The sequence below is a fragment of the Streptomyces olivaceus genome (genome assembly GCF_000721235.1).
In the GTDB taxonomy this organism is placed as follows: Bacteria; Actinomycetota; Actinomycetes; order Streptomycetales; family Streptomycetaceae; genus Streptomyces; species Streptomyces olivaceus.
On the sequence record NZ_JOFH01000008.1, the window covers coordinates 66,568 to 86,423 of the forward strand.

Annotated in this window: 18 protein-coding genes and 5 tRNA genes; 6 read left to right on the forward strand and 17 right to left on the reverse strand. The window is 71.4% G+C overall.

Annotated elements, in window-relative coordinates; genetic code table 11:
• Window positions 1-86: 86 nt before the first annotated feature.
• From IG94_RS0111255 to IG94_RS0111265, 3 genes are all read right to left on the reverse strand, one after another.
• Complete coding sequence (locus tag IG94_RS0111255; protein ID WP_031034168.1) at window positions 87-1,256, reverse strand: D-alanine--D-alanine ligase family protein; 1,170 nt, start codon at window positions 1,254-1,256, stop codon at window positions 87-89.
• A gap of 93 nt (window positions 1,257-1,349) precedes the next feature.
• Window positions 1,350-2,360 (reverse strand): NAD(P)H-dependent glycerol-3-phosphate dehydrogenase, encoded by a 1,011-nt coding sequence (locus tag IG94_RS0111260; protein WP_031034169.1) that lies wholly within the window; start codon window positions 2,358-2,360, stop codon window positions 1,350-1,352.
• Window positions 2,357-3,151 carry a lysophospholipid acyltransferase family protein gene (locus IG94_RS0111265; protein WP_031034171.1) on the reverse strand — a complete coding sequence of 265 codons (795 nt, stop codon included), beginning with the start codon at window positions 3,149-3,151 and terminating at the stop codon, window positions 2,357-2,359. Before IG94_RS0111265 ends, IG94_RS0111260 begins: the two co-directional genes overlap by 4 nt.
• Before the next feature lie 142 nt (window positions 3,152-3,293).
• Between IG94_RS0111265 and cofC the strand changes: the two genes are divergently transcribed.
• Both cofC and IG94_RS0111275 read left to right on the forward strand, forming a co-directional pair.
• Entirely contained in the window at window positions 3,294-3,932 is a 639-nt protein-coding gene (gene cofC, locus IG94_RS0111270; RefSeq protein WP_031034176.1) for a 2-phospho-L-lactate guanylyltransferase, read from the forward strand.
• Between the two features lie 9 nt (window positions 3,933-3,941).
• The gene (locus tag IG94_RS0111275) at window positions 3,942-4,169 is read left to right on the forward strand and encodes a hypothetical protein (RefSeq protein ID WP_031034180.1); all 228 of its coding nucleotides are present in this window, start codon (window positions 3,942-3,944) and stop codon (window positions 4,167-4,169) included.
• Window positions 4,170-4,274: 105 nt separating this feature from the next.
• On the opposite strand, the gene IG94_RS0111280 is transcribed toward IG94_RS0111275, so the two are convergent.
• From IG94_RS0111280 to leuC, 4 genes are all read right to left on the reverse strand, one after another.
• Window positions 4,275-4,937, reverse strand: a complete 663-nt coding sequence (locus tag IG94_RS0111280) for an HU family DNA-binding protein (RefSeq protein ID WP_031034184.1) — start codon at window positions 4,935-4,937, stop codon at window positions 4,275-4,277.
• A gap of 137 nt (window positions 4,938-5,074) precedes the next feature.
• Window positions 5,075-5,305, reverse strand: a complete 231-nt coding sequence (locus IG94_RS0111285) for an SCO5555 family protein (RefSeq protein ID WP_031034186.1) — start codon at window positions 5,303-5,305, stop codon at window positions 5,075-5,077.
• A gap of 287 nt (window positions 5,306-5,592) precedes the next feature.
• Window positions 5,593-6,186 (reverse strand): 3-isopropylmalate dehydratase small subunit, encoded by a 594-nt coding sequence (leuD, locus tag IG94_RS0111290; RefSeq protein ID WP_031034188.1) that lies wholly within the window; start codon window positions 6,184-6,186, stop codon window positions 5,593-5,595.
• Between the two features lie 5 nt (window positions 6,187-6,191).
• Window positions 6,192-7,622 (reverse strand): 3-isopropylmalate dehydratase large subunit, encoded by a 1,431-nt coding sequence (gene leuC, locus IG94_RS0111295; RefSeq protein ID WP_031034190.1) that lies wholly within the window; start codon window positions 7,620-7,622, stop codon window positions 6,192-6,194.
• Window positions 7,623-7,820: 198 nt separating this feature from the next.
• On the opposite strand from leuC, the gene ndgR reads away from it, so the two are divergent.
• A complete protein-coding gene (gene ndgR, locus IG94_RS0111300) occupies window positions 7,821-8,537 on the forward strand; it encodes an IclR family transcriptional regulator NdgR (RefSeq protein ID WP_031034192.1) in 717 nt (238 codons plus the stop codon).
• Window positions 8,538-8,671: 134 nt separating this feature from the next.
• On the opposite strand, the gene IG94_RS0111305 is transcribed toward ndgR, so the two are convergent.
• From IG94_RS0111305 to IG94_RS0111335, 7 genes are all read right to left on the reverse strand, one after another.
• Window positions 8,672-8,744 (reverse strand) — tRNA-Glu (locus tag IG94_RS0111305).
• A 44-nt stretch (window positions 8,745-8,788) separates the two neighbouring features.
• Window positions 8,789-8,860: transfer RNA gene (locus IG94_RS0111310), tRNA-Gln, on the reverse strand.
• 20 nt (window positions 8,861-8,880) lie between these two features.
• Window positions 8,881-8,953: transfer RNA gene (locus IG94_RS0111315), tRNA-Glu, on the reverse strand.
• 62 nt (window positions 8,954-9,015) lie between these two features.
• Window positions 9,016-9,088: transfer RNA gene (locus IG94_RS0111320), tRNA-Glu, on the reverse strand.
• 39 nt (window positions 9,089-9,127) lie between these two features.
• A tRNA-Gln gene (locus tag IG94_RS0111325) sits at window positions 9,128-9,199 on the reverse strand.
• 91 nt (window positions 9,200-9,290) lie between these two features.
• Window positions 9,291-10,025 (reverse strand): HAD family hydrolase, encoded by a 735-nt coding sequence (locus IG94_RS0111330; RefSeq protein WP_031034196.1) that lies wholly within the window; start codon window positions 10,023-10,025, stop codon window positions 9,291-9,293.
• A gap of 9 nt (window positions 10,026-10,034) precedes the next feature.
• The gene (locus tag IG94_RS0111335; RefSeq protein WP_052410637.1) at window positions 10,035-11,006 is read right to left on the reverse strand and encodes an AraC family transcriptional regulator; all 972 of its coding nucleotides are present in this window, start codon (window positions 11,004-11,006) and stop codon (window positions 10,035-10,037) included.
• Window positions 11,007-11,107: 101 nt separating this feature from the next.
• Between IG94_RS0111335 and IG94_RS0111340 the strand changes: the two genes are divergently transcribed.
• Window positions 11,108-12,034, forward strand: a complete 927-nt coding sequence (locus tag IG94_RS0111340) for an MBL fold metallo-hydrolase (protein ID WP_031034200.1) — start codon at window positions 11,108-11,110, stop codon at window positions 12,032-12,034.
• A gap of 109 nt (window positions 12,035-12,143) precedes the next feature.
• On the opposite strand, the gene gltX is transcribed toward IG94_RS0111340, so the two are convergent.
• From gltX to IG94_RS41625, 3 genes are all read right to left on the reverse strand, one after another.
• Window positions 12,144-13,628: a glutamate--tRNA ligase gene (gene gltX / locus IG94_RS0111345; RefSeq protein WP_078892264.1), complete on the reverse strand. Its 1,485-nt coding sequence runs from the start codon at window positions 13,626-13,628 to the stop codon at window positions 12,144-12,146.
• Window positions 13,621-14,397, reverse strand: coding sequence for a fumarylacetoacetate hydrolase family protein (locus tag IG94_RS0111350; RefSeq protein WP_031034204.1), 777 nt, complete (start codon window positions 14,395-14,397; stop codon window positions 13,621-13,623). The genes gltX and IG94_RS0111350 overlap by 8 nt, the downstream gene beginning before the upstream one ends.
• 103 nt (window positions 14,398-14,500) lie before the next feature.
• Complete coding sequence (locus IG94_RS41625; RefSeq protein WP_037768362.1) at window positions 14,501-14,689, reverse strand: hypothetical protein; 189 nt, start codon at window positions 14,687-14,689, stop codon at window positions 14,501-14,503.
• Window positions 14,690-15,297: 608 nt separating this feature from the next.
• Between IG94_RS41625 and IG94_RS0111360 the strand changes: the two genes are divergently transcribed.
• On the forward strand, window positions 15,298-19,371 hold the full coding sequence (locus tag IG94_RS0111360; RefSeq protein ID WP_031034206.1) for a sensor histidine kinase: 4,074 nt from the start codon (window positions 15,298-15,300) through the stop codon (window positions 19,369-19,371).
• Window positions 19,372-19,380: 9 nt separating this feature from the next.
• Window positions 19,381-19,794: a roadblock/LC7 domain-containing protein gene (locus IG94_RS0111365; RefSeq protein ID WP_003973453.1), complete on the forward strand. Its 414-nt coding sequence runs from the start codon at window positions 19,381-19,383 to the stop codon at window positions 19,792-19,794.
• Window positions 19,795-19,856 lie beyond the last annotated feature (62 nt).

The following is a 19,856-nucleotide window of genomic DNA, read 5'->3' on the forward strand; positions in this document are numbered from 1 at the left end:
GGGAAACCCGCTGATCATACTGCGAGAAGGCGACCCCCGAGGGAGTCGCCTTCTCGTCGCCGCGGGCCGTGAACCGGAGCGTGCGCTCAGCGCAGCCCGGTGGGCCGGCGCAGCGCCGCCCGGACCAGCCGGTCCACCAGCTCCGGGTAGCTCACACCGGTCGCCTGCCACATCTGCGGGAACATGGAGATGGGCGTGAAGCCGGGCATGGTGTTGATCTCGTTGATCACGAACTCGTCGTCCTCGGTGAGGAAGAAGTCCGCGCGCACCAGCCCCTCGCAGGAGGCCGCGTCGAACGCCGCCACGGCGAGCCGCCGGACCTCGGCGGTCTCCTCGTCCGTGAGCGGGGCCGGCACGACGCCCGGGGTGGAGTCGATGTACTTGGCCTCGAAGTCGTAGTAGGAGTGCTCCGAGGGCGGTGGGATCTCGGCGGGCACGGAGGCCCGGGGGCCGTCCTCGAACTCCAGCACCCCGCACTCGATCTCGCGGCCCCGCAGCGCCGCCTCGACGAGGATCTTCGGGTCGTGGCGCCGGGCCTCCTCGATCGCCTCGTCGAGTCCGGCAAGGTCGTCGACCTTGGTGATGCCGATCGAGGAGCCCGCGCGCGCGGGCTTCACGAAGAGCGGCCAGCCGTGCTCGCCGGCGAAGTCGACGATCTTCCTGCGGGCGGCGGAGCGGTCCTGCTCCCACTCGCGGGGCCGGATCACCGCGTACGGGCCGACCTTGAGCCCGTAGGAGTCGAAGACCGCCTTCATGTACTCCTTGTCCTGGCCGACGGCGGAGGCGAGCACGCCCGCGCCGACGTAGGGCACGCCGGACAGCTCCAGCAGGCCCTGGAGGGTGCCGTCCTCGCCGTACGGACCGTGCAGCACGGGGAAGACGACGTCGACCTCGCCCAGGGCCTTGGGCACCGAGCCGGGTTCGCTGTAGACGACCTCGCGGTTCGCGGGGTCGACGGGGAGCAGTACGCCGCCCTCGGTCGACTCGGCCAGTTCCTCGACGTCGGGCGTGCGGCGGTCGGTGATCGCCATGCGTTCCGGTTCGTCGGCGGTGAGAGCCCAGCGGCCGTCCCTGGTGATGCCGATCGGCAGGACGTCGTACTTCGTCCGGTCGATGGCCGCCAGGACGGCGCCGGCGGTGACCACGGAGATCCCGTGTTCGGAGCTGCGCCCGCCGAACACGACGGCCACACGCGGCTTCCGGGGCGGTCGCTGAGGGCTCTGCTCAGGGCTCTGGGGGAGGTTCTCGGTGCTCATATCGCGTTGAGAGTACCCGCCCCCCGGGCCGTGAGACAGCGTCGGCGGACCGCGTGGCGCCCGGGTCGCGCCGGGCTCCGGGAGGGGCGTCGCTCAGCGTCGTTCGGGCTTCGCGCTGCGCGACATCAGCTCCTTGACCGCGACCACCGGGGACTTGCCCTCGTGCACGATGGCGACGACGGTCTCGGCGATCGGCATGTCGACGCCGTGCCGGCGGGCCAGATCCAGCACCGACTCGCAGGACTTGACGCCCTCGGCGGTCTGCTTGGTGACCGCGATGGTCTCCGCCAGCGTCATGCCCTTGCCGAGGTTGGTGCCGAAGGTGTGGTTGCGGGACAGCGGCGAGGAGCAGGTCGCCACCAGGTCGCCGAGTCCGGCGAGGCCGGAGAAGGTCAGCGGGTCGGCGCCGAGGGCGGCGCCGAGGCGGGTGGTCTCGGCGAGGCCGCGGGTGATGAGGGAGCCCTTGGCGTTGTCGCCGAGTCCCATGCCGTCCGCGATGCCGACGGCGAGGCCGATCACGTTCTTCACGGCGCCGCCCAGCTCGCAGCCGACGACGTCGGTGTTGGTGTAGGGCCGGAAGTACGGCGTGTGGCAGGCGGTCTGCAGACGGCGGGCAACGGACTCGTCGGGGCAGGCGACCACGGCGGCGGCCGGCATCCGGGCGGCGATCTCGCGGGCCAGGTTGGGCCCGGTGACCACGGCGATGCGCTCGGCGCCGACCTTGGCGACGTCCTCGATCACCTCGCTCATCCGCATCGTGGAGCCGAGTTCGACGCCCTTCATCAGCGACACCAGGACGGTGTCGGGCGCCAGCAGGGGCGTCCAGTCGGCGAGGCCGGCGCGCAGCGTCTGGGACGGCACGGCGAGGACGGTGAAGTCGGCGCCCCGCGCGGCCTCGGCGGCGTCGGTGGTGGCCCGCAGGTTCTCCGGGAGTTCCACGCCGGGCAGGTAGTCCGGGTTGGTGCGGGTGGAGTTGACGGCGTCGGCGAGTTCGGCGCGGCGCCCCCAGAGGGTGACGTCGCAGCCCGCGTCGGCGAGGACCGTGCCGAAGGCGGTGCCCCAGGATCCGGTGCCGAAGACGGCCGCCCTGACCGGCTTGCTCACGTGCTCTGCCCTTCTGCCTGCGTTCCGTGCGTCCGCGACCGCGCCGCCTGCGACGTCGCCTGCTGGGTGCGGCGCCGCTGCTCGATCCGCTCGCGGCGCGGGTCGTACGGGGTTTCGGGTGCCTGCTCGCCGCGGATCTCCTCCAGCTGGCGGGTCACGGCGGCCATGATGACCTCGGTGACCTCCTTCAGCAGCTCCGCGGTCATCTCCCGGTCGTAGAACCGGGACAGGTCGACGGGCGGGCCCGCGAGCACCTGGTGGGTCTTGCGCGGCAGGAGGTGGGGCTTCTTGGCGTAGGGCGGCAGCAGTTCGTTGCACCCCCACTGGGCGACCGGGACGACCGGGCACTTGGTCTGCAGGGCGACGCGCGCCGCGCCGGTCTTGCCGGTCATGGGCCAGCCGTCCGGGTCGCGGGTCAGGGTGCCCTCGGGGTAGAAGGCGACGCACTCGCCTCGCTCCACGGCGTCGATCGCGGCCCGGAAGGCGCTGAGCGCGTCCGTGCTCTCGCGGTAGACGGGGATCTGCCCGGTGCCGCGCATCGCGGCGCCGACGAAGCCCTTCCGGAAAAGTCCGCTCTTCGCCAGGAATCGCGGAACGCGCCCGGTGTTGTACTGGTAGTGCGCGTAGCCGAGGGGGTCCACGTGCGAATTGTGGTTCACGGCGGTGATAAATCCGCCGTCGGCCGGAATGTTCTCCATTCCCCGCCAGTCCCGCTTGATCAGGACCACCAGCGGCGGTTTGCAGATCACCGCGGCCAGGCGGTACCAGAAGCCGATTCTGCGGCGGGGCACGCTGACACCTTTCTCCAGGGCCTGGGGCCGGACAAGTGTCGCCCCGGGCCGCCCGTCTGTCGAGAACACCGTACGCCCCGACGAGTGAACCGCCAGGTCTTGAAGGTGACAATGCTGGCGACGAGAGAAGGACGGAACACCCGTGCAGTGGACCTTGGTCGTACCCGTGAAGCCCCTCGCCCGGGCCAAGAGCAGGCTGTCGGACACCGCGGACGACGGGGTGCGGCCAGGTCTCGCGCTGGCGTTCGCACAGGACACCGTGGCGGCCGCGCTGGCCTGTCCGGCGGTCGGGGATGTGGCAGTCGTCACGGACGACGCCCGTGCCGGACGCGAGCTGCGGGAGCTCGGTGCGGCCGTGGTCGCGGACGAGCCCGGCGGCGGCCTGAACGCGGCGCTGGCGCACGGGGCGGCGGCGGTGCGGGCGGCGCGTCCGCAAAGCCCGGTGGCCGCCCTCAACGCCGATCTGCCCGCGCTGCGGCCGGCCGAATTGGCGCGGGCCCTGGCGGCGGCAGCGCAATTCCCGCGCGCTTTTCTCCCGGACGCGGCCGGAATCGGCACCACCTTGCTGACCGCGCTTCCGGGCCGTGAATTGGCCCCCGCATTCGGCCCGGATTCCCGGGCCCGCCACCGCGCGTCGGGGGCGGCGGAACTGCGGCTGGGCGCGGTGGATTCCGTACGGCAGGACGTGGACACCGGATCGGACCTGCGCACCGCGCTGGTGCTGGGGGTGGGGCCCCGGACGGCCGCGGTGGCGGCGCGGTTGCTGATCGCCGGGCAGTAGGCTGCGGCCATGCAGGCGACCGCGTACACGTACGACCCCGAGAGCCGCAGCGGGCAGGTGCTGCTCGACGACGGCACGCCGGTGCCCTTCGACGCGGCGGCGTTCGACGCGGGGGGCCTGCGGCTGCTGCGGCCGGGGCAGCGGGTGCGGATCGAGACCGATGCCGATGCCGATGCCGGGAATGCGGACACGGGCACGGGCCGGCGGATCACGCTGGTGACCCTGCAGACCTTCTGAGCGGGCGCGCCCCGTCCGGGTGCGCACACGCCGCGGGCCGGACTCCGAGAGGGAGTCCGGCCCGACGCGTGGGCGGCCCTGTGCCGGTCGGCCTGCCGCCGCCTGCTACTTCTTGCGGGCGGTGGCCTTCTTGGCGGTGGTCTTGCGGGCGGTCGACTTCTTGGCCGGGGCCTTCTTGGCGGTGGCCTTCTTCGCCGGGGCCTTCTTGGCCGCGGTCTTCTTCGCCGCCGCCGTGGTGGTCTTGGCTGCGGACTTCTTGGCGGTGGTCTTCTTCGCCGTGGTCTTCTTCGCCGCGCCCGTGGTCTTCTTGGCGGTGGTGGTCTTCTTCGCCGCCCCGGTCGTCTTCTTGGCCGCGCCGGTGGCCTTCTTCGCGGCGCCGGTGGCCTTCTTGGCGGCGGCCTTCTTGCCCGCGGCCTTGGAGATGGTGGGCGGCGGGCCGGACAGGCTGCCCTTGGGGGCCTTCTTGACCGCGATGTCGTTCTTCGGGAGCTTCTTCGAGCCGCTCACCAGGTCCTTGAAGCCCTGGCCCGCGCGGAAGCGCGGCACGGAGGTCTTCTTGACCCGAACCCGCTCGCCCGTCTGGGGGTTGCGGGCGTACCGGGCCGGGCGGTCGACCTTCTCGAAGGAACCGAAGCCGGTGACCGAGACCCGGTCGCCCGCGACCACCGCACGGACGAGGGCGTCCAGGACCGCGTCGACCGCGTCGGCGGCCTGCTGCCGGCCGCCCACCTTGTCGGCAATCGCTTCTACGAGCTGCGCCTTGTTCACGTCTTCCCCTTCGGAGACCTCGCCAGAACGAATCTGTTCAAGCTTTTTCGCACGTTAGGCAGATATATACCGCAAATCAAACACGAAACGGGCTAATCACCCTTGTGCCGCAACGGACTCGGGCCGTTCCGGTCTGTTCAGCCGTCCTCTTCGGGGTATCGACCCGCGTCGAGGTCGGCGGTGAACCGGTCCAGGCGCTTTGCCGCACCGGCGAGATCGTGTTTGGCCGCGGCCGTAATGACCAGCAGCTTCCGGGTCAGCGCCACACGTACGCCCTCCGGGACTTGCAGTGCGCGCACTGCTGTGTGCGCTTCCTTGAGCCGGACCGCGACCGCCGCATAGAGCTCGAGTTGGCCGTCGTGTTCCATGCACAGATTGTGCCATCTGGGGCGAGTTGTCGCCTGCGCAGGGGGCAACTGCCGCCTCAAACGGTCATCCGAGCACACGCGAAAGCCGGGTCCTCAGGACCCATCTACCCCTGCAACCACGCCTCTAACGTGGGAAGTTACAAGTCGCGTCAGTAACGGACCCACGTGACCGGACCCGAAAACGGCCGTACCCCCGATCGGGCTGATCGGGGGTACGGCGGGGGTGTTGGGTGGCCGAAACTCGACCTTGCGGAGTCCCCGGAGGACTCGTGGGGCTCCGCGGGGGGTCAGACCTGGAGGGTCTGCGGCTTGAAGGACGGGCGCTTCGACTCGTACGCCGCGATGTCGGCCTCGTTGCGGAGGGTGATCGAGATGTCGTCCAGGCCGTTCAGCAGCCGCCAGCGGGAGTTCTCGTCCAGCTCGAAGGGGGCGGTGACGCCCTCGGCGCGGACCTCACGGGCCTCGAGATCGACCGTGATCCCGACCTGGGGGTCCCGCTCGGTGAGCTCCCACAGCGCGTCCACGACCTTCTGGTCGAGGACCACCGTGAGCAGGCCGTTCTTCAGCGAGTTGCCGCGGAAGATGTCGGCGAAGCGAGCGGAGATCACGGCCTTGAAGCCGTAGTTCTGCAGCGCCCAGACGGCGTGCTCGCGGGAGGAGCCGGTGCCGAAGTCGGGGCCGGCGACCAGGACGGTGGCGCCCTGGCGCTCGGGCCGGTTGAGCACGAACTCCGGGTCCTTGCGCCAGGCCTCGAAGAGCCCGTCCTCGAACCCGTCCCGCGTCACCTTCTTGAGCCAGTGGGCGGGGATGATCTGGTCGGTGTCGACGTTGCTGCGGCGCAGCGGTACGGCCCGGCCGGTGTGCGTGGTGAATGCTTCCATGACTCTCAGACTCCAGCGGGCGCGGGGACGTCGGCGGCGGACAGGTCGGCCGGGGAGGCCAGGTGGCCCAGGACCGCCGTCGCGGCCGCGACCTGCGGCGACACCAGGTGGGTGCGGCCGCCCTTGCCCTGGCGTCCCTCGAAGTTGCGGTTGGAGGTGGAGGCGGAGCGCTCGCCCGGGGCCAGCTGGTCCGGGTTCATGCCCAGACACATAGAGCAGCCCGCGTGCCGCCACTCGGCGCCGGCCTCCTTGAAGACCACGTCCAGTCCCTCGGAGACGGCCTGCAGGCCCACCCGCGCGGAGCCGGGGACGACCAGCATGCGCACGCCGTCGGCGACCTTGCGGCTCCGTACGATCTCGGCGGCGGCGCGCAGGTCCTCGATGCGGCCGTTGGTGCAGGAACCCACGAAGACGGTGTCCACCTTGATGGAGCGCAACGGCTGACCGGCCTCCAACCCCATGTACTCCAGGGCCTTCTCGGCGGCGAAGCGCTCCGAGGCGTCGTCGTAGGAGGCCGGGTCGGGGACGGCGGTGGAAAGCGGCGCGCCCTGGCCCGGGTTGGTGCCCCAGGTGACGAACGGTGCCAGCTCGGCGGCCTCGACGACCACCTCGGCGTCGAACTCCGCGTCGTCGTCCGAGCGCAGCGTCTTCCAGTACTCGACCGCCGCGTCCCAGTCGGCGCCCTCGGGGGCGTGCGCACGGCCCTGGAGGTAGGCGAAGGTGGTCGCGTCGGGGGCGATCATGCCCGCGCGGGCGCCGGCCTCGATCGACATGTTGCAGATGGTCATGCGGGCCTCCATCGAGAGCTTCTCGATGGCCTCGCCGCGGTACTCCAGGACGTAGCCCTGGCCGCCGCCCGTACCGATCTTCGCGATGATCGCCAGGATCAGGTCCTTGGCCGTGACGCCGTCGGGCAGTTCGCCGTTGACGGTGATCGCCATGGTCTTCGGGCGGGCCATGGGCAGCGTCTGGGTGGCCAGCACGTGCTCGACCTGGGAGGTGCCGATGCCGAACGCCAGCGCGCCGAAGGCACCGTGCGTGGAGGTGTGCGAGTCGCCGCAGACCACGGTGGTGCCGGGCTGGGTCAGGCCGAGCTGCGGACCGACGACGTGCACGACGCCCTGCTCCACGTCGCCCAGCGGGTGCAGCCGGACGCCGAACTCCGCGCAGTTCTTCCGCAGCGTCTCCAGCTGGGCCCGGGAGACCGGGTCGGCGATGGGCTTGTCGATGTCGAGCGTCGGGGTGTTGTGGTCCTCGGTGGCGATGGTCAGGTCGAGCCGGCGCACCGGCCGGCCGCTCTTGCGGAGGCCGTCGAAGGCCTGCGGGCTGGTCACCTCGTGCAGCAGGTGCAGATCGATGAAGAGGAGGTCGGGCTCGCCCTCGGCGCGCCGGACGACATGGTCGTCCCAGACCTTCTCCGCGAGTGTCCTACCCATCGCTTTCCCTCCGGCCGGCGACGAAGCACCGACCCAACTAGAGATCTTGGGGAAGCGGTGCCCGCACCCCTGTGATTCCGGGCAACCGCCACCAGGCCCTTTCGTCACGGGCCGGTTGTGACTTGGTGCCTTCCAGAGTGGCGCGTTCCACGGGAAATTGAACTTGCGTTTCACAGAGTGAGACGGGAGTATCGTTTCATGGACAACAGTAGCGGCGTCGGCGTTCTGGACAAGGCGGCCCTCGTCCTGAGCGCTCTGGAGTCCGGCCCGGCCACCCTCGCGGGGTTGGTCGCTGCGACCGGACTGGCACGACCCACGGCCCACCGCCTGGCCGTGGCGCTGGAGCACCACCGTATGGTGGCGCGCGACATGCAGGGCCGTTTCATCCTCGGCCCGCGCCTGGCCGAGCTGGCGGCCGCGGCCGGCGAGGACCGGCTGCTCGCCACGGCGGGCCCGGTGCTCACCCACCTCCGCGACATCACGGGTGAGAGCGCCCAGCTCTACCGCCGCCAGGGCGACATGCGCATCTGCGTCGCCGCGGCGGAGCGTCTGTCGGGCCTGCGGGACACGGTCCCGGTCGGCTCCACCCTCACCATGAAGGCCGGGTCCTCGGCGCAGATCCTCATGGCCTGGGAGGAGCCCGAGCGCCTGCACCGCGGCCTCCAGGGCGCCCGCTTCACGGCGACGGCCCTGTCCGGCGTGCGGCGCCGCGGCTGGGCCCAGTCCATCGGCGAGCGCGAGCCCGGCGTCGCGTCCGTCTCCGCGCCGGTGCGCGGCCCGTCCAACCGCGTGGTGGCCGCGGTGTCCGTCTCCGGCCCCATCGAGCGCCTCACCCGCCACCCCGGCCGGATGCACGCGCAGGCGATCATCGACGCCGCGGGCCGGCTCTCCGAGGCGCTGCGCCGCACCGGCTGACTCCCTCGCGTACGAGACCGGGGCCCGCCTCAACGCCGCGGCGGGCCCTGCTCCGTTTCCGGGGACGCGACGGCACTCACGGCACGAACGCCGAAGGGGGCTCCCGCCTCAGCGGAAGCCCCCTTCGTACTCTGTACCCCCGACCGGATTCGAACCGGCGCTACCGCCTTGAGAGGGCGGCGTGCTAGGCCGCTACACAACGGGGGCGTGGATCATGCGGGCGTTCTGTCTTGCTCCGCCGCAGATCCGAGCTGGTCTACCAGGACTCGAACCTAGACTAACTGAACCAGAATCAGTCGTGCTGCCAATTACACCATAGACCAATGTGGTTTAGACCAGTTCGTACCCCCGACCGGATTCGAACCGGCGCTACCGCCTTGAGAGGGCGGCGTGCTAGGCCGCTACACAACGGGGGCCCTAGCGATCCTGCATCAGCGACGGCGGGAGCTACCCTGACCGTCCCCGCGGGAAGGATCTGTACCCCCGACCGGATTCGAACCGGCGCTACCGCCTTGAGAGGGCGGCGTGCTAGGCCGCTACACAACGGGGGCCTTGCGGATGATCTCCGCGATGCAGATGAGCTCTGCGAGCTGGCCTACCAGGACTCGAACCTAGACTAACGGAACCAGAAACCGTCGTGCTGCCAATTACACCATAGGCCACTGAGACGCAACCCCCGGAGAGATCTTGCCTTAGCGTGCGCCTCCGGATCTCCGGCCTTTCGGCCCGCTCTCCGGCGGCGCAGGAAGAACATTACCCGAAGGTGGACGGGGCTCCAAAACGGGTATCGGCGCCGAGGAGCGCGGGAAGTTCGGCGAGCGAGGCGATGCGCCGAGGCCCGGCCGGCGGGTCGACGGCCGCGTAGACGCCGCCCCGGTCGATCCACACGGAGAGCAGTCCGGCGTCGTGGGCGCCGCGCCCGTCGATCTCCGGATGGTCGCCGACGTAGGCGACCTCGGACGAGGCGAGGCCGAGGGCGTCGCAGGCGGCGGCGAAGGCCCCGGCCTCGGGCTTGGAGACGCCCAGCTCGGCGGCGCACAGGATGGCCTCGAAGCGGTCGTGCACCCCGAGTACGCGCAGCTTGCGGTCCTGGACGGTGAGGCTGGAGTTGGAGAGCACGGCGTGCCGGTGGCTGTCGGCGAGGGCGTCGAGGACCGGCAGGACGTCCGGGAAGAGGGACCAGGCGGACTCGTAGTGCGTGACGTACCGCTGGAACCAGTCGTCGGCCTCGGCGTCCGTCAGCTCCGGCCGGCCCAGGAAGACCCGGACGCGGTCGCGCCGCTGCGTGACGAAGTCCACCTCGCCCGCCGCGAACCGCGCCCACTGGCGGTCGGTGGTCTCCCGCCACCGCACGAGCGCCTCCTCTGCCGACCCGTACCCGGCGAGCAGTCCCTCGGCGACCAGGTGGGCGTGCATGCCCTCGCGGTCGGCGGTGGTGTAGTCGAAGAGCGTGTCGTCGACGTCCCAGACCACGGCTTTGATCGGCATACGGCCAGCTTAGGCCCCTGCCCGGGGGACGGCTGGGGTTCCCTCCCTCTGGCCCTCCGCGGACGCGGTGCGCTCGACCGCCTGTGCGCGGTAGCGCCCGGGGGTGACGCCGAACTCCCTGACGAAGGCGTGCGAGAGGGCGTACGGGCTGCCGTACCCGCAGCGGCCGGCGATGGCGGCCAGCGTCTCCCCCGTGTCCCGGAGCAGGGTGGCGGCCACGGTCACCCGCCACCAGGTGAGGTACGCCATCGGCGGGCGCCCGACCCTGGAGACGAACCGGCGGGTCAGCGTGGCGCGGGAGACGCCCGCCTCCGCGGCCAGGCGGTCCAGGGTCCACCGGCCCGCCGGGTCGCCGTGCACGGCCCGCAGCGCGGCGGCCGTCACCGGGTCGCCCAGGGCGCCGGGCCACGTTCCGCACGTGCTCTCGCTCATCCAGGAGCGGAGCATGTAGACGAGGAGGAGGTCGATCAGGCTCGGGAGCGCGATGCAGGAACCGGACCGGGTGGTGTCCAGTTCCCCGGCGAGCAGGTCGATCGCGGCGCGCAGTTCGGGGTGGCCGCCCACCCGTCTCGGCAGGTGGACGACCTCGGGCAGTTCCGTCATGAGCGGGTGCATACGGCTGGAGTCGAGCCGGTACTTGCCGCAGAGCAGCTCCGTGTCGTCGGGACCGGACCACGCGCGCCGGTCGGTCTCCCGCTGCCACCGCTCGTACGGGGTGGCGGTCCTGGCGGCCGCCGCGTCGAGGGGGGAACCGGCGACGACGAGGCCGGTGCCGTGGGGAAGCAGCGCCGCGTCTCCCGCGGTGAGGGCGGCCGGAACACCGCTGTCCGTCAGGAGCCAGCAGGCGCCTTTGAGCACGATGCCGAAGCCGGCGCCGTCGTAGGGGTCGAGCCGGACCCGCCAGCTCCCGCCCGCCCGTACCCGCTGGGCCAGCGGACGGCCCAGCTGCACGGCGGATATCGCGTCGCTCACCACGTCCATGCGGCCGAGAGTATCCGCCGCGTCATGTGTGAGGCGTTCGCGTATCTTCCTGCGCCGATCACGCATCGAACCACTCTCCCCCTGTTCGTAGCGTCGCAGGCATGACGAACGTGAACGAGACCGCGCAGCGCATGGTGCTGGGGGACGTCGAGGTGATCCGGGTGCGCGAGTGGCACGAGCCGTTCCTGCCGGCCGCCGATTTCCTGCCCGAGGTCAGCGACGCCGCGTGGAAGGCCAACGAGGACCGGCTGGCGCCGGAGCACTGGGATCCGGGCAGCGGCAGGACGGTGATCGCGCTGCAGTCCTGGGTCCTGCGCAGCGGCGGTCTGACCGTGCTGGTGGACACCGGCGCGGGCAGCGAGCGCGAACGGCCGGGCATGGAACCGTACTTCCACCGGCGCCGCAGCGACTTCCTGGACCGCCTGGCGGAGGCCGGCGTCCGTCCGGAGGACGTGGACATCGTCGTCAACACCCATTTGCACGTCGACCACGTCGGCTGGAACACCACCGCCGCCGACGGACAGTGGGTCCCGACGTTTCCCCACGCCCAGTACCTCGTTCCGGCGGCCGACGACGCCCACTACGGTCCGGACAACGTCTCCGGGCGCGGCCTGCAGCCGGTCGACCGGCTGATCTACGAGGACAGTGTCGCGCCCGTCCACCGGGCCGGGCAGGTCGTGCTGTGGGACGGCTTCCACCGCATCGACGACCACCTCACGCTGGAGTCCGCGCCCGGTCACACACCCGGTGCGTCCGTCCTTCGCCTCGCCTCCGGGAGCGATCGGGCGGTCTTCGCCGGGGACGTCCTGCACAGCCCGGTGCAGATCCTCGAACCGTGCTGCAACAGCGGTTCGTGCCTCGATCCGCGCCGGGCCGCGGCGAGTCGGCTGCGGGTGCTGGAGCGGGCTGCCGACGAACGGGAACTCCTCGTCCCCGCGCACTTCGGTGGCACGGGCGCCGTGGAAGTGCGCCGGGAGGCCGGCGGTTTCGCCCTCGGCCCGTGGGCGGCGTTCGGCCCGCGGGGCTGACGTGCCCGGCGTGCTCCGGACCGAGGCGTGGGCCAGGACCGTGTTCGCCGTCTGACGCCGCGAAGGGCGGCACCCGGAGGTCCGGGTGCCGCCCTTCGCGCGTCGGGGTCTACGCCGCGAGCTTCGCCAGTGCCGCGTCGATGCGGGTCAGCGCCTTCTCCTTGCCCAGGATTTGCAGGGACTCGAAGAGCGGCAGACCGATGGTGCGGCCGGTGACGGCGACGCGGACCGGGGCCTGGGCCTTGCCGAGCTTGAGGCCGTGGGCCTCGCCGGCGGCCAGGACGGCCTCCTTGAGGGACTCGGGGGACGTCCAGTCGGCGGCGTCCAGCTTCTCGCGGGCCGTACGAAGGAGCGCGTCGGAGCCCTCCTTCATCGCCTTCGCCCAGCTCGCCTCGTCGGAGACCGGCTCCGCCAGGAACAGGAAGTCGACGTTGTCGGTGATCTCGGAGAGGACCTTCAGCCGGGTCTGCGCGTGCGGCGCGATCGCCTGCCACTTGGCCTCGTCGAAGTCCTCCGGCGCCCAGGGTGCGACGGGGGCCTTCAGCCACGGACGGCAGCGCTCGGTGAAGTCCTTGGTCTCCAGGAGACGGATGTGGTCGGCGTTGATCGCCTCGCACTTCTTGAGGTCGAAGCGCGCCGGGTTGGGCTGCACGTCGGAGACGTCGAAGGCGTCGACCATCTCGTCGATCGTGAAGATGTCCTGGTCGGCGGAGAGGGACCAGCCGAGCAGGGAGAGGTAGTTGAGCAGGCCCTCGGGGAGGAAGCCGCGCTCGCGGTAGAGGTTCAGGCTCGACTGCGGGTCGCGCTTGGAGAGCTTCTTGTTGCCCTCGCCCATGACGTACGGCAGGTGGCCGAAGGCGGGGATCTCCTTGGCGACGCCCAGCTCGGCCAGCGCCTTGTACAGGGCGATCTGGCGCGGGGTGGAGGAGAGCAGGTCCTCGCCGCGCAGGACGTGGGTGATCTCCATCAGGGCGTCGTCGACCGGGTTGACGAGCGTGTAGAGGGGGGCGCCGTTGGCGCGGACGATGCCGTAGTCCGGGACGTTCTCCGGGAGGTAGGTGATCTCGCCGCGGACCAGGTCCGTGAAGGTGATCGCCTCGTCGGGCATCCGGAAGCGGACGATGGGCTCGCGGCCCTGGGACACGTACTCCTCGACCTGCGCCGCGCTCAGGTCGCGGCAGTGGCCGTCGTAGCCGGAGGGCTTGCCGGCGGCGCGGGCGGCCTCGCGGCGGGTGTCCAGCTCCTCCTGCGAGCAGTAGCAGCGGTAGGCGTGGCCGGCGTCGAGGAGCTTCTGAGCGACGTCCTTGTAGATGTCCATGCGCTGCGACTGGCGGTACGGCGCGTGCGGGCCGCCGACCTCGGGGCCCTCGTCCCAGTCGAAGCCCAGCCAGCGCATCGAGTCGAGGAGCTGCTCGTACGACTCCTCGGAGTCGCGGGCCGCGTCGGTGTCCTCGATGCGGAAGACCAGCGTGCCCTGGTGGTGGCGCGCGAAGGCCCAGTTGAACAGGGCGGTGCGGACCAGGCCCACGTGGGGGTTGCCGGTGGGGGACGGACAGAAACGGACGCGTACGGGGGAGCCGGATGCGCTAGCCACGCTTGACAACCTTGTTGGTGAGAGTGCCGATGCCTTCGATGGTGACGGCGACCTCGTCGCCGACGTTGAGGGGGCCGACGCCGGCCGGGGTGCCCGTGAGGATCACGTCGCCGGGCAGCAGCGTCATCGCCTCGGAGATGTTGACGATCAGATCCTCGATGGAGTGGATCATCTCGCTGGTGCGGCCCAGCTGGCGCTGGCCGCCGTTGACCGTGAGCTGGATCGTCAGGTCGGACGGGTCCAGGTCCGTCTCCACCCAGGGGCCCAGCGGGCACGAGGAGTCGAAGCCCTTGGCCCTGGCCCACTGCTTCTCGCGGCGCTGCACGTCGCGGGCGGTGATGTCGTTGGCGCAGGTGTAGCCGAAGATCACGTCCTTGACGCGCTCGCGCGGCACCTCGCGGCACATGCGGCCGATGACGACGGCGAGTTCGGCCTCGTGGTGCAGTTCCTCCGAGAAGGAGGGGTACTGGATGGCGTCGCCGGAGCCGATCACCGAGGTGGACGGCTTGAAGAAGGCGAACGGGGCGTCGGGCACCTCGTTGCCGAGTTCCCGGGCGTGCTCGGCGTAGTTGCGGCCGAAGGCGACGACCTTGTTGGGCAGTACCGGCGGCAGGAGCCGCACCTTGCTCAGGGGCACCTTGGTGCCGGAGAGCTCGTAGTCCGCGAACGGGATGCCCTTGATGATGTCGAGGACGAGCTGGTCCGGCTGGTCGCCCTCGACCGCGCCGAAGGCGACGTTCCCGTCGATGGAGAACCTGGCGATGCGCACGGGTTGCTTGGCCCCTTGACTGAGCTGGCTGGAGTCTGACGCTCCAGGCTAACGCGGCAGGGGACCCGCAGGGCCGCTGAACGGTGGGCGGCCCGGTGTCGTACTACTCTGCGACGGCCGCCGTGACCGGGGCTTCCATGAGGATGGTGCGCCGGGGGTTGGCGGTCTGGGTGGGGAGCTGGACGGCGTGCTCCGGCTGCTCCGGCGTCTGCAGATCGTCGGCGCCGTCGAGGTGCGCCAGCGTCGTGCGCCGCGGGTTGGCGATCTTGTGGAACATCATCGTCGTCTTCACGGTTGTACGAGGCCCTGTCGTGTCCGGGCGCCCGCGGGGCCGCGAAGGCCCCTCGGAGGGCGCGGGTTGTCGGTTTTGCCTTCTCTGTAAAGCGTCAGGCTAAACATGCAATTCCCCACCGACTCGGGGAGGGTGCGTGATCAGCGTGTGAGTTTCCTCACTTATCAAGGGGCAAACCGGTCAATCGACGCACAGGCGACACCCTGACGAAACGGGCATTGTGCAACTGAAGGCACTATTCCGCTCCTGATCATGCCGACTGGGACACGCATCGGGCCCTGCCGACTCCTACGCATACGCCCTTTTTGCGGGTGACCATCTTCTACGTGAGGTGATCCGGTCCTCACGTGCTGTCACCTATCTCACGGCCTGCCCCACGGGCCTTGTTGGAGGTCCTGCACTGTGCTGGAATTCCACGGACCGCCGCGGGATCGAACCGGCGCGCAGGGGGCGCACACCAGCGCCGCGCGGCGGTTGAGAAAAAGAGGGGAACCAGCGCCGGTTACTCACGACCACCACGGGGGCGTATTCAGGGCGCCCCTATGACGCCGACACTGTGCCCCGCCCGTTCACGCGGAGGGGCGCCTGGTCCAGAGGTTGCGACGCTAGTGCAGGGACGTTTCAAGAGGGATGGCAGCGCTTCGGCCGAGCCGGAGCCGCACGGCGGGACTGGCCCCAAGGCCGTCGGCTCCTCGCCCCAGCACGCCCAGAACCAGGGTCAGGCCCCGTCCGGCGACAGCGGAGAGCGCGCCGGCCAGGCGACGGGTCCGTCCGCCCCGGACCAGAAGCCGCCCGCCAAGCCGGCCAAGGGCGCGACCGGCCCCGGCCCGCGAATAGCCCTGCGCAACTGGCGGATCTCCACCCGCCTGGTGTCGCTGCTGGCGCTTCCGGTGGTCGCGGCCACCTCGCTGGGCGGGCTGCGCATCAACCAGTCGCTGGACGACATCCAGCAGCTCGACAACATGAAGCTGCTGACGGAGATGACCAAGCAGGCCACCGAGCTGGCCGCGGCGCTCCAGGAGGAACGCGACCAGTCCGCCGGCCCGCTCGCCCACGGTTCGGCCTCCGGCGCGATCACCGTCAAGGGCGACCGGGAGAAGACCGACCGGGCCCTGAAGAACTTCCTCGACAACTCCGAGGAGATCGACGCCGCCAGCAAGGACGGCAACCTCGTCGGTGTCCGGGACAGCCTCGTCGGCCTCGCCAGCGACCTGAACGACCTGAACAAGATCCGCAGCTCGGCGTACACGGCGAAGGAGAACTCGACCCAGACGGTCGAGGCCTACCACCGCCTGATCACCCACCTGCTCGACCTCTCGCAGGACATGGCGGAGGCGACCAGCAACCCCGACATGATCCAGCGCACGCGCGCCCTGTCGGCCTTCTCCTCGGCCAAGGAGTACGCGTCCATCCAGCGCGCGGTCCTGGCGGCGGCCCTCCCCGCGACGACCAGCGAGAAGGGGAACCTCCCCGAGAACGACCGGCTGTACGCGCAGTCGGCGCTGCAGAGCCAGACCTCGGAACTGCGCAGCTTCGGCAGCATCTACGGCGACGGGTCCGAGGACCTCCTCAAGCCGATCTCCGAGGGCAACCCGGTCATCGAGGCGTCCGACCAGTACGCCGGCCGCGCCCTGGGGCGGGTCAACGGCCTGAACGACCTGAAGACCCAGTCGTACCAGGACTGGCTGGACGACAGCTCCACCAAGATCCAGCAGATGAAGAACATCGAGCTGAAGCTTCTTGAGGACATGGAGCAGCAGGCCCGCGAGCTGCGCAACGAGTCGCAGCGCGAGGCCATCATCTCCGGTGTCGTCATCCTGCTCGTGCTCGGCGTCTCGCTCGTCGGCGCCTTCGTCGTGGCCCGGTCCATGATCCGGTCGCTGCGGCGCCTGGAGGACACCGCGACCAAGGTCGCCCAGGACCGCCTGCCCGAGCTGGTCAAGCAGCTCTCCGAGACCGACCCGCAGGACGTCGACACCTCGGTGGAGTCGGTCGGCGTGCACTCCCGGGACGAGATCGGCCGAGTGGCCACGGCCTTCGACGACGTGCACCGCGAGGCGGTCCGCCTCGCCGCCGAGCAGGCCCTGCTGCGGGGCAACGTCAACGCGATGTTCACCAACCTCTCGCGCCGTTCCCAGGGCCTCATCCAGCGCCAGCTGTCGCTCATCTCCGAACTGGAGTCCCGCGAGGCCGACCCGGACCAGCTGTCCTCGCTGTTCAAGCTCGACCACCTCGCCACCCGCATGCGCCGCAACGGTGAGAACCTCCTCGTCCTCGCCGGTGAGGAGCCCGGCCGCCGCTGGACGCGTCCGGTGCCGCTGGTCGACGTGCTCCGTGCCGCCGCCTCCGAGGTGGAGCAGTACGAGCGCATCGAGCTGGCCTCCGTGCCGAGCACCGAGGTCGCCGGCCGCGTGGTCAACGACCTCGTGCACCTGCTCGCCGAGCTGCTGGAGAACGCGACCTCGTTCTCCTCCCCGCAGACCAAGGTCAAGGTCACCGGTCACGCGCTGCCCGACGGCCGGGTGCTGATCGAGATCCACGACACCGGTATCGGCCTCTCGCCGGAGGACCTGGCCGCGATCAACGAGCGGCTCGCCTCGCCGCCCACCGTGGACGTCTCCGTCTCCCGCCGCATGGGTCTGTTCGTGGTCGGCCGCCTCTCGCAGCGCCACGGCATCCGCATCCAGCTGCGTCCGTCCGACTCCGGCGGTACGACCGCGCTGGTCATGCTGCCCGTCGACGTGGCACAGGGCGGGCGCAAGCCGCAGCCCAAGCCGGGCCAGGGCCCCACCGGCGGCGGCGGTCCGGCCGCCGCCCAGGCAGCCGCCGGCGTCGCCGCGGCCCGCCGCGGCGGACAGGGCGGCGGTGCCCTCGGAGGCGGTGCCTTCGGCGGCGGTGGCGGCGCCGGTGCGCCGGGCGGCCGGCTCGGTGCCGGGCAGGGACCGCGCGCCGCACTGCCCGGACGTGACGCGGGCGGCCGTCCCGGTGGACCGGGCGGACCCGGTGGACCCGGTGGACCCGGTGGACCGCGCGGTCCGCAGTCCCCGGCGGGGCCGGGCCAGCAGAACCGTCCGGCTCCGGCCGGCGCCGGTGCGGGCCAGGGCCATGCGCCCGGTGCTCCGCAGGGTCTGCAGGCCGCGGGCATGAACGCGCCGCAGGGCAACGCCCCGCAGGGCCAGGACATGTTCGGCGGCACCCGTTCCCCCGGTACTCCCCCGCAGCGCGGCAAGCGCCCGAACAACGGGGACGCCGAGCAGGGCCGCCGTCCGCAGCTGCCGCCGCGCGGCGGTCCGCGGGCCGAGCTGCCCGGCGGCAACCCGCAGCCGCGCGTGCCGAGCTGGAGCGAGGAGAACGCGCCGCCGCCCGTGCCGCGCGCTTCGCTGGACGCTCCGCGCGGCCACGAGGAGCCGGACGGCCCGCGCACCGCCCGGACGCCGGAGTACGACGACCGGCAGGGCCCGGGGTCCACGGCGGAGATGCCGGTGGTGCCGCGCTTCGACGAGCCCCAGTCTCCCGCGTCGACGGCCGAGTTCGCCCGTCCCGACTTCGACGCCCCGGCCCCGCGCCAGGAAGCGCCGCAGAACGCGGGCCAGTTCGCCGGGCCGGACCAGAACCAGTACGACCCGAGCCAGTACGACCAGAACCGCTACGACCAGAACGGGTACGAGCAGAACCAGTACGGCCGGAACCAGGACGCGTACGCCCAGAACCAGGGCGGGTACGGCCAGGACCAGTACGGCGGCCAGGGCCAGTACGGCCGGGACCAGTACGGTCAGGGCGGCACGGACGCCCCGCAGAACGACCAGTTCGCGCGGCCCGAGCCGACCGCACCGCAGCAGGGCACCGGCACCTTCGTCCGCTCGGACGTCTTCGGCGGCCAGCCTCCGCAGGCCGGTCCGGGCGCCCCCGGCCGGGCCGACCGGTTCGCCGGCGCCCAGGGCTACGACAACGGCTCGACCGGACAGCACGACCTGTCGGACCGTCAGAACCCCGCGGCCACCGGCCAGTTCGAGCGCCCGCAGGTCAACGGCGCACAGGGCGGCAACGACTTCGGCGCCCCGCGCCCGCCGGTCCCGCAGCGCCCGGTCCCGCAGCGCCCGGTCCGCCGGGAGTCCCTGCGCCAGGAGCCCGGGTCGAACAACGCGGGCCCGAACAACGCGGGCCGGGAGGGCGCCAACGGGACTCCCCCGCAGCGTCCCGCGGACGGCTGGGCCCTGCCTCCGGCCTCCGGCCCCGGTGACGGACGTACGCCGCTGTACGACACGCTGGAGACCAACTGGTTCCACGGCGACCGCGAGGCCGGGCCGCAGCAGAGCGCCCCCGCCGCGGCCCCGGAGCCCCACGCCTCCCAGCCCCAGACCCCGGCGGCCCCTCAGCGGCCCGCCACCTCCGCCTGGCGCACCTCGCCGAACGACGACCTCGTCCGGCAGGCGGAGCGCGTCCGGCAGCCGGCCGCGGGCGGTGTCACCACCTCCGGCCTCCCGCGCCGGGTCCCCCGGGCCAACCTCGTCCCGGGAACGGCTCAGCAGCAGTCGCACCAGAGCGGTCCGGCGGTCTCCCGCGCGCCCGACGAAGTGCGCGGCCGGCTGACCAATCTCCGTCGGGGAATCGCACAGGGCCGTCAGGCCGGGACCAACCAGACCGGCAGCTATCCGCGGCCCACTCACCAGCAGGAGCGTTAGTTGAGCCCGATGAGCCAGGCGGCACAGAACCTCAACTGGTTGATCACGAATTTCGTGGACAACACCCCAGGGGTGTCCCACACCGTCGTCGTGTCCGCCGACGGACTTCTTCTGGCCATGTCGGAAGGTTTCCCGCGCGACCGCGCGGACCAGCTCGCGGCCGTCGCCTCGGGGTTGACCTCGCTGACCGCCGGGGCGTCCCGGATCTTCGAGGGCGGCAACGTGGCGCAGACGGTCGTGGAGATGGAACGTGGGTTCCTCTTCCTGATGTCCGTCTCGGACGGCTCGTCCCTGGCCGTCCTCGCCCACCCGGAGTGCGACATCGGCCTCGTCGGCTACGAGATGGCACTCCTCGTCGACCGCGCGGGTGCAGTCCTCACACCCGACCTGCGCGCCGAACTACAAGGAAGTCTGCTCCACTGATCGGCCCCGGCACCACCCGTGTTACCAAATCACCGTCCGGCCGCCACAATCCCCCCACCGGC

Coding starts and splice junctions, on each gene's coding strand:
- IG94_RS0111255 (WP_031034168.1), bottom strand. CDS start 1,256: ATGAGCACCGAGAACCTCCCCCAGAGCCCTGAGCAGAGCCCTCAGCGA.
- IG94_RS0111275 (WP_031034180.1), top strand. CDS start 3,942: ATGCAGGCGACCGCGTACACGTACGACCCCGAGAGCCGCAGCGGGCAG.
- IG94_RS0111285 (WP_031034186.1), bottom strand. CDS start 5,305: ATGGAACACGACGGCCAACTCGAGCTCTATGCGGCGGTCGCGGTCCGG.
- leuD (WP_031034188.1), bottom strand. CDS start 6,186: ATGGAAGCATTCACCACGCACACCGGCCGGGCCGTACCGCTGCGCCGC.
- leuC (WP_031034190.1), bottom strand. CDS start 7,622: ATGGGTAGGACACTCGCGGAGAAGGTCTGGGACGACCATGTCGTCCGG.
- ndgR (WP_031034192.1), top strand. CDS start 7,821: ATGGACAACAGTAGCGGCGTCGGCGTTCTGGACAAGGCGGCCCTCGTC.
- IG94_RS0111330 (WP_031034196.1), bottom strand. CDS start 10,025: ATGCCGATCAAAGCCGTGGTCTGGGACGTCGACGACACGCTCTTCGAC.
- IG94_RS0111335 (WP_052410637.1), bottom strand. CDS start 11,006: ATGGACGTGGTGAGCGACGCGATATCCGCCGTGCAGCTGGGCCGTCCG.
- IG94_RS0111340 (WP_031034200.1), top strand. CDS start 11,108: ATGACGAACGTGAACGAGACCGCGCAGCGCATGGTGCTGGGGGACGTC.
- IG94_RS0111365 (WP_003973453.1), top strand. CDS start 19,381: ATGAGCCAGGCGGCACAGAACCTCAACTGGTTGATCACGAATTTCGTG.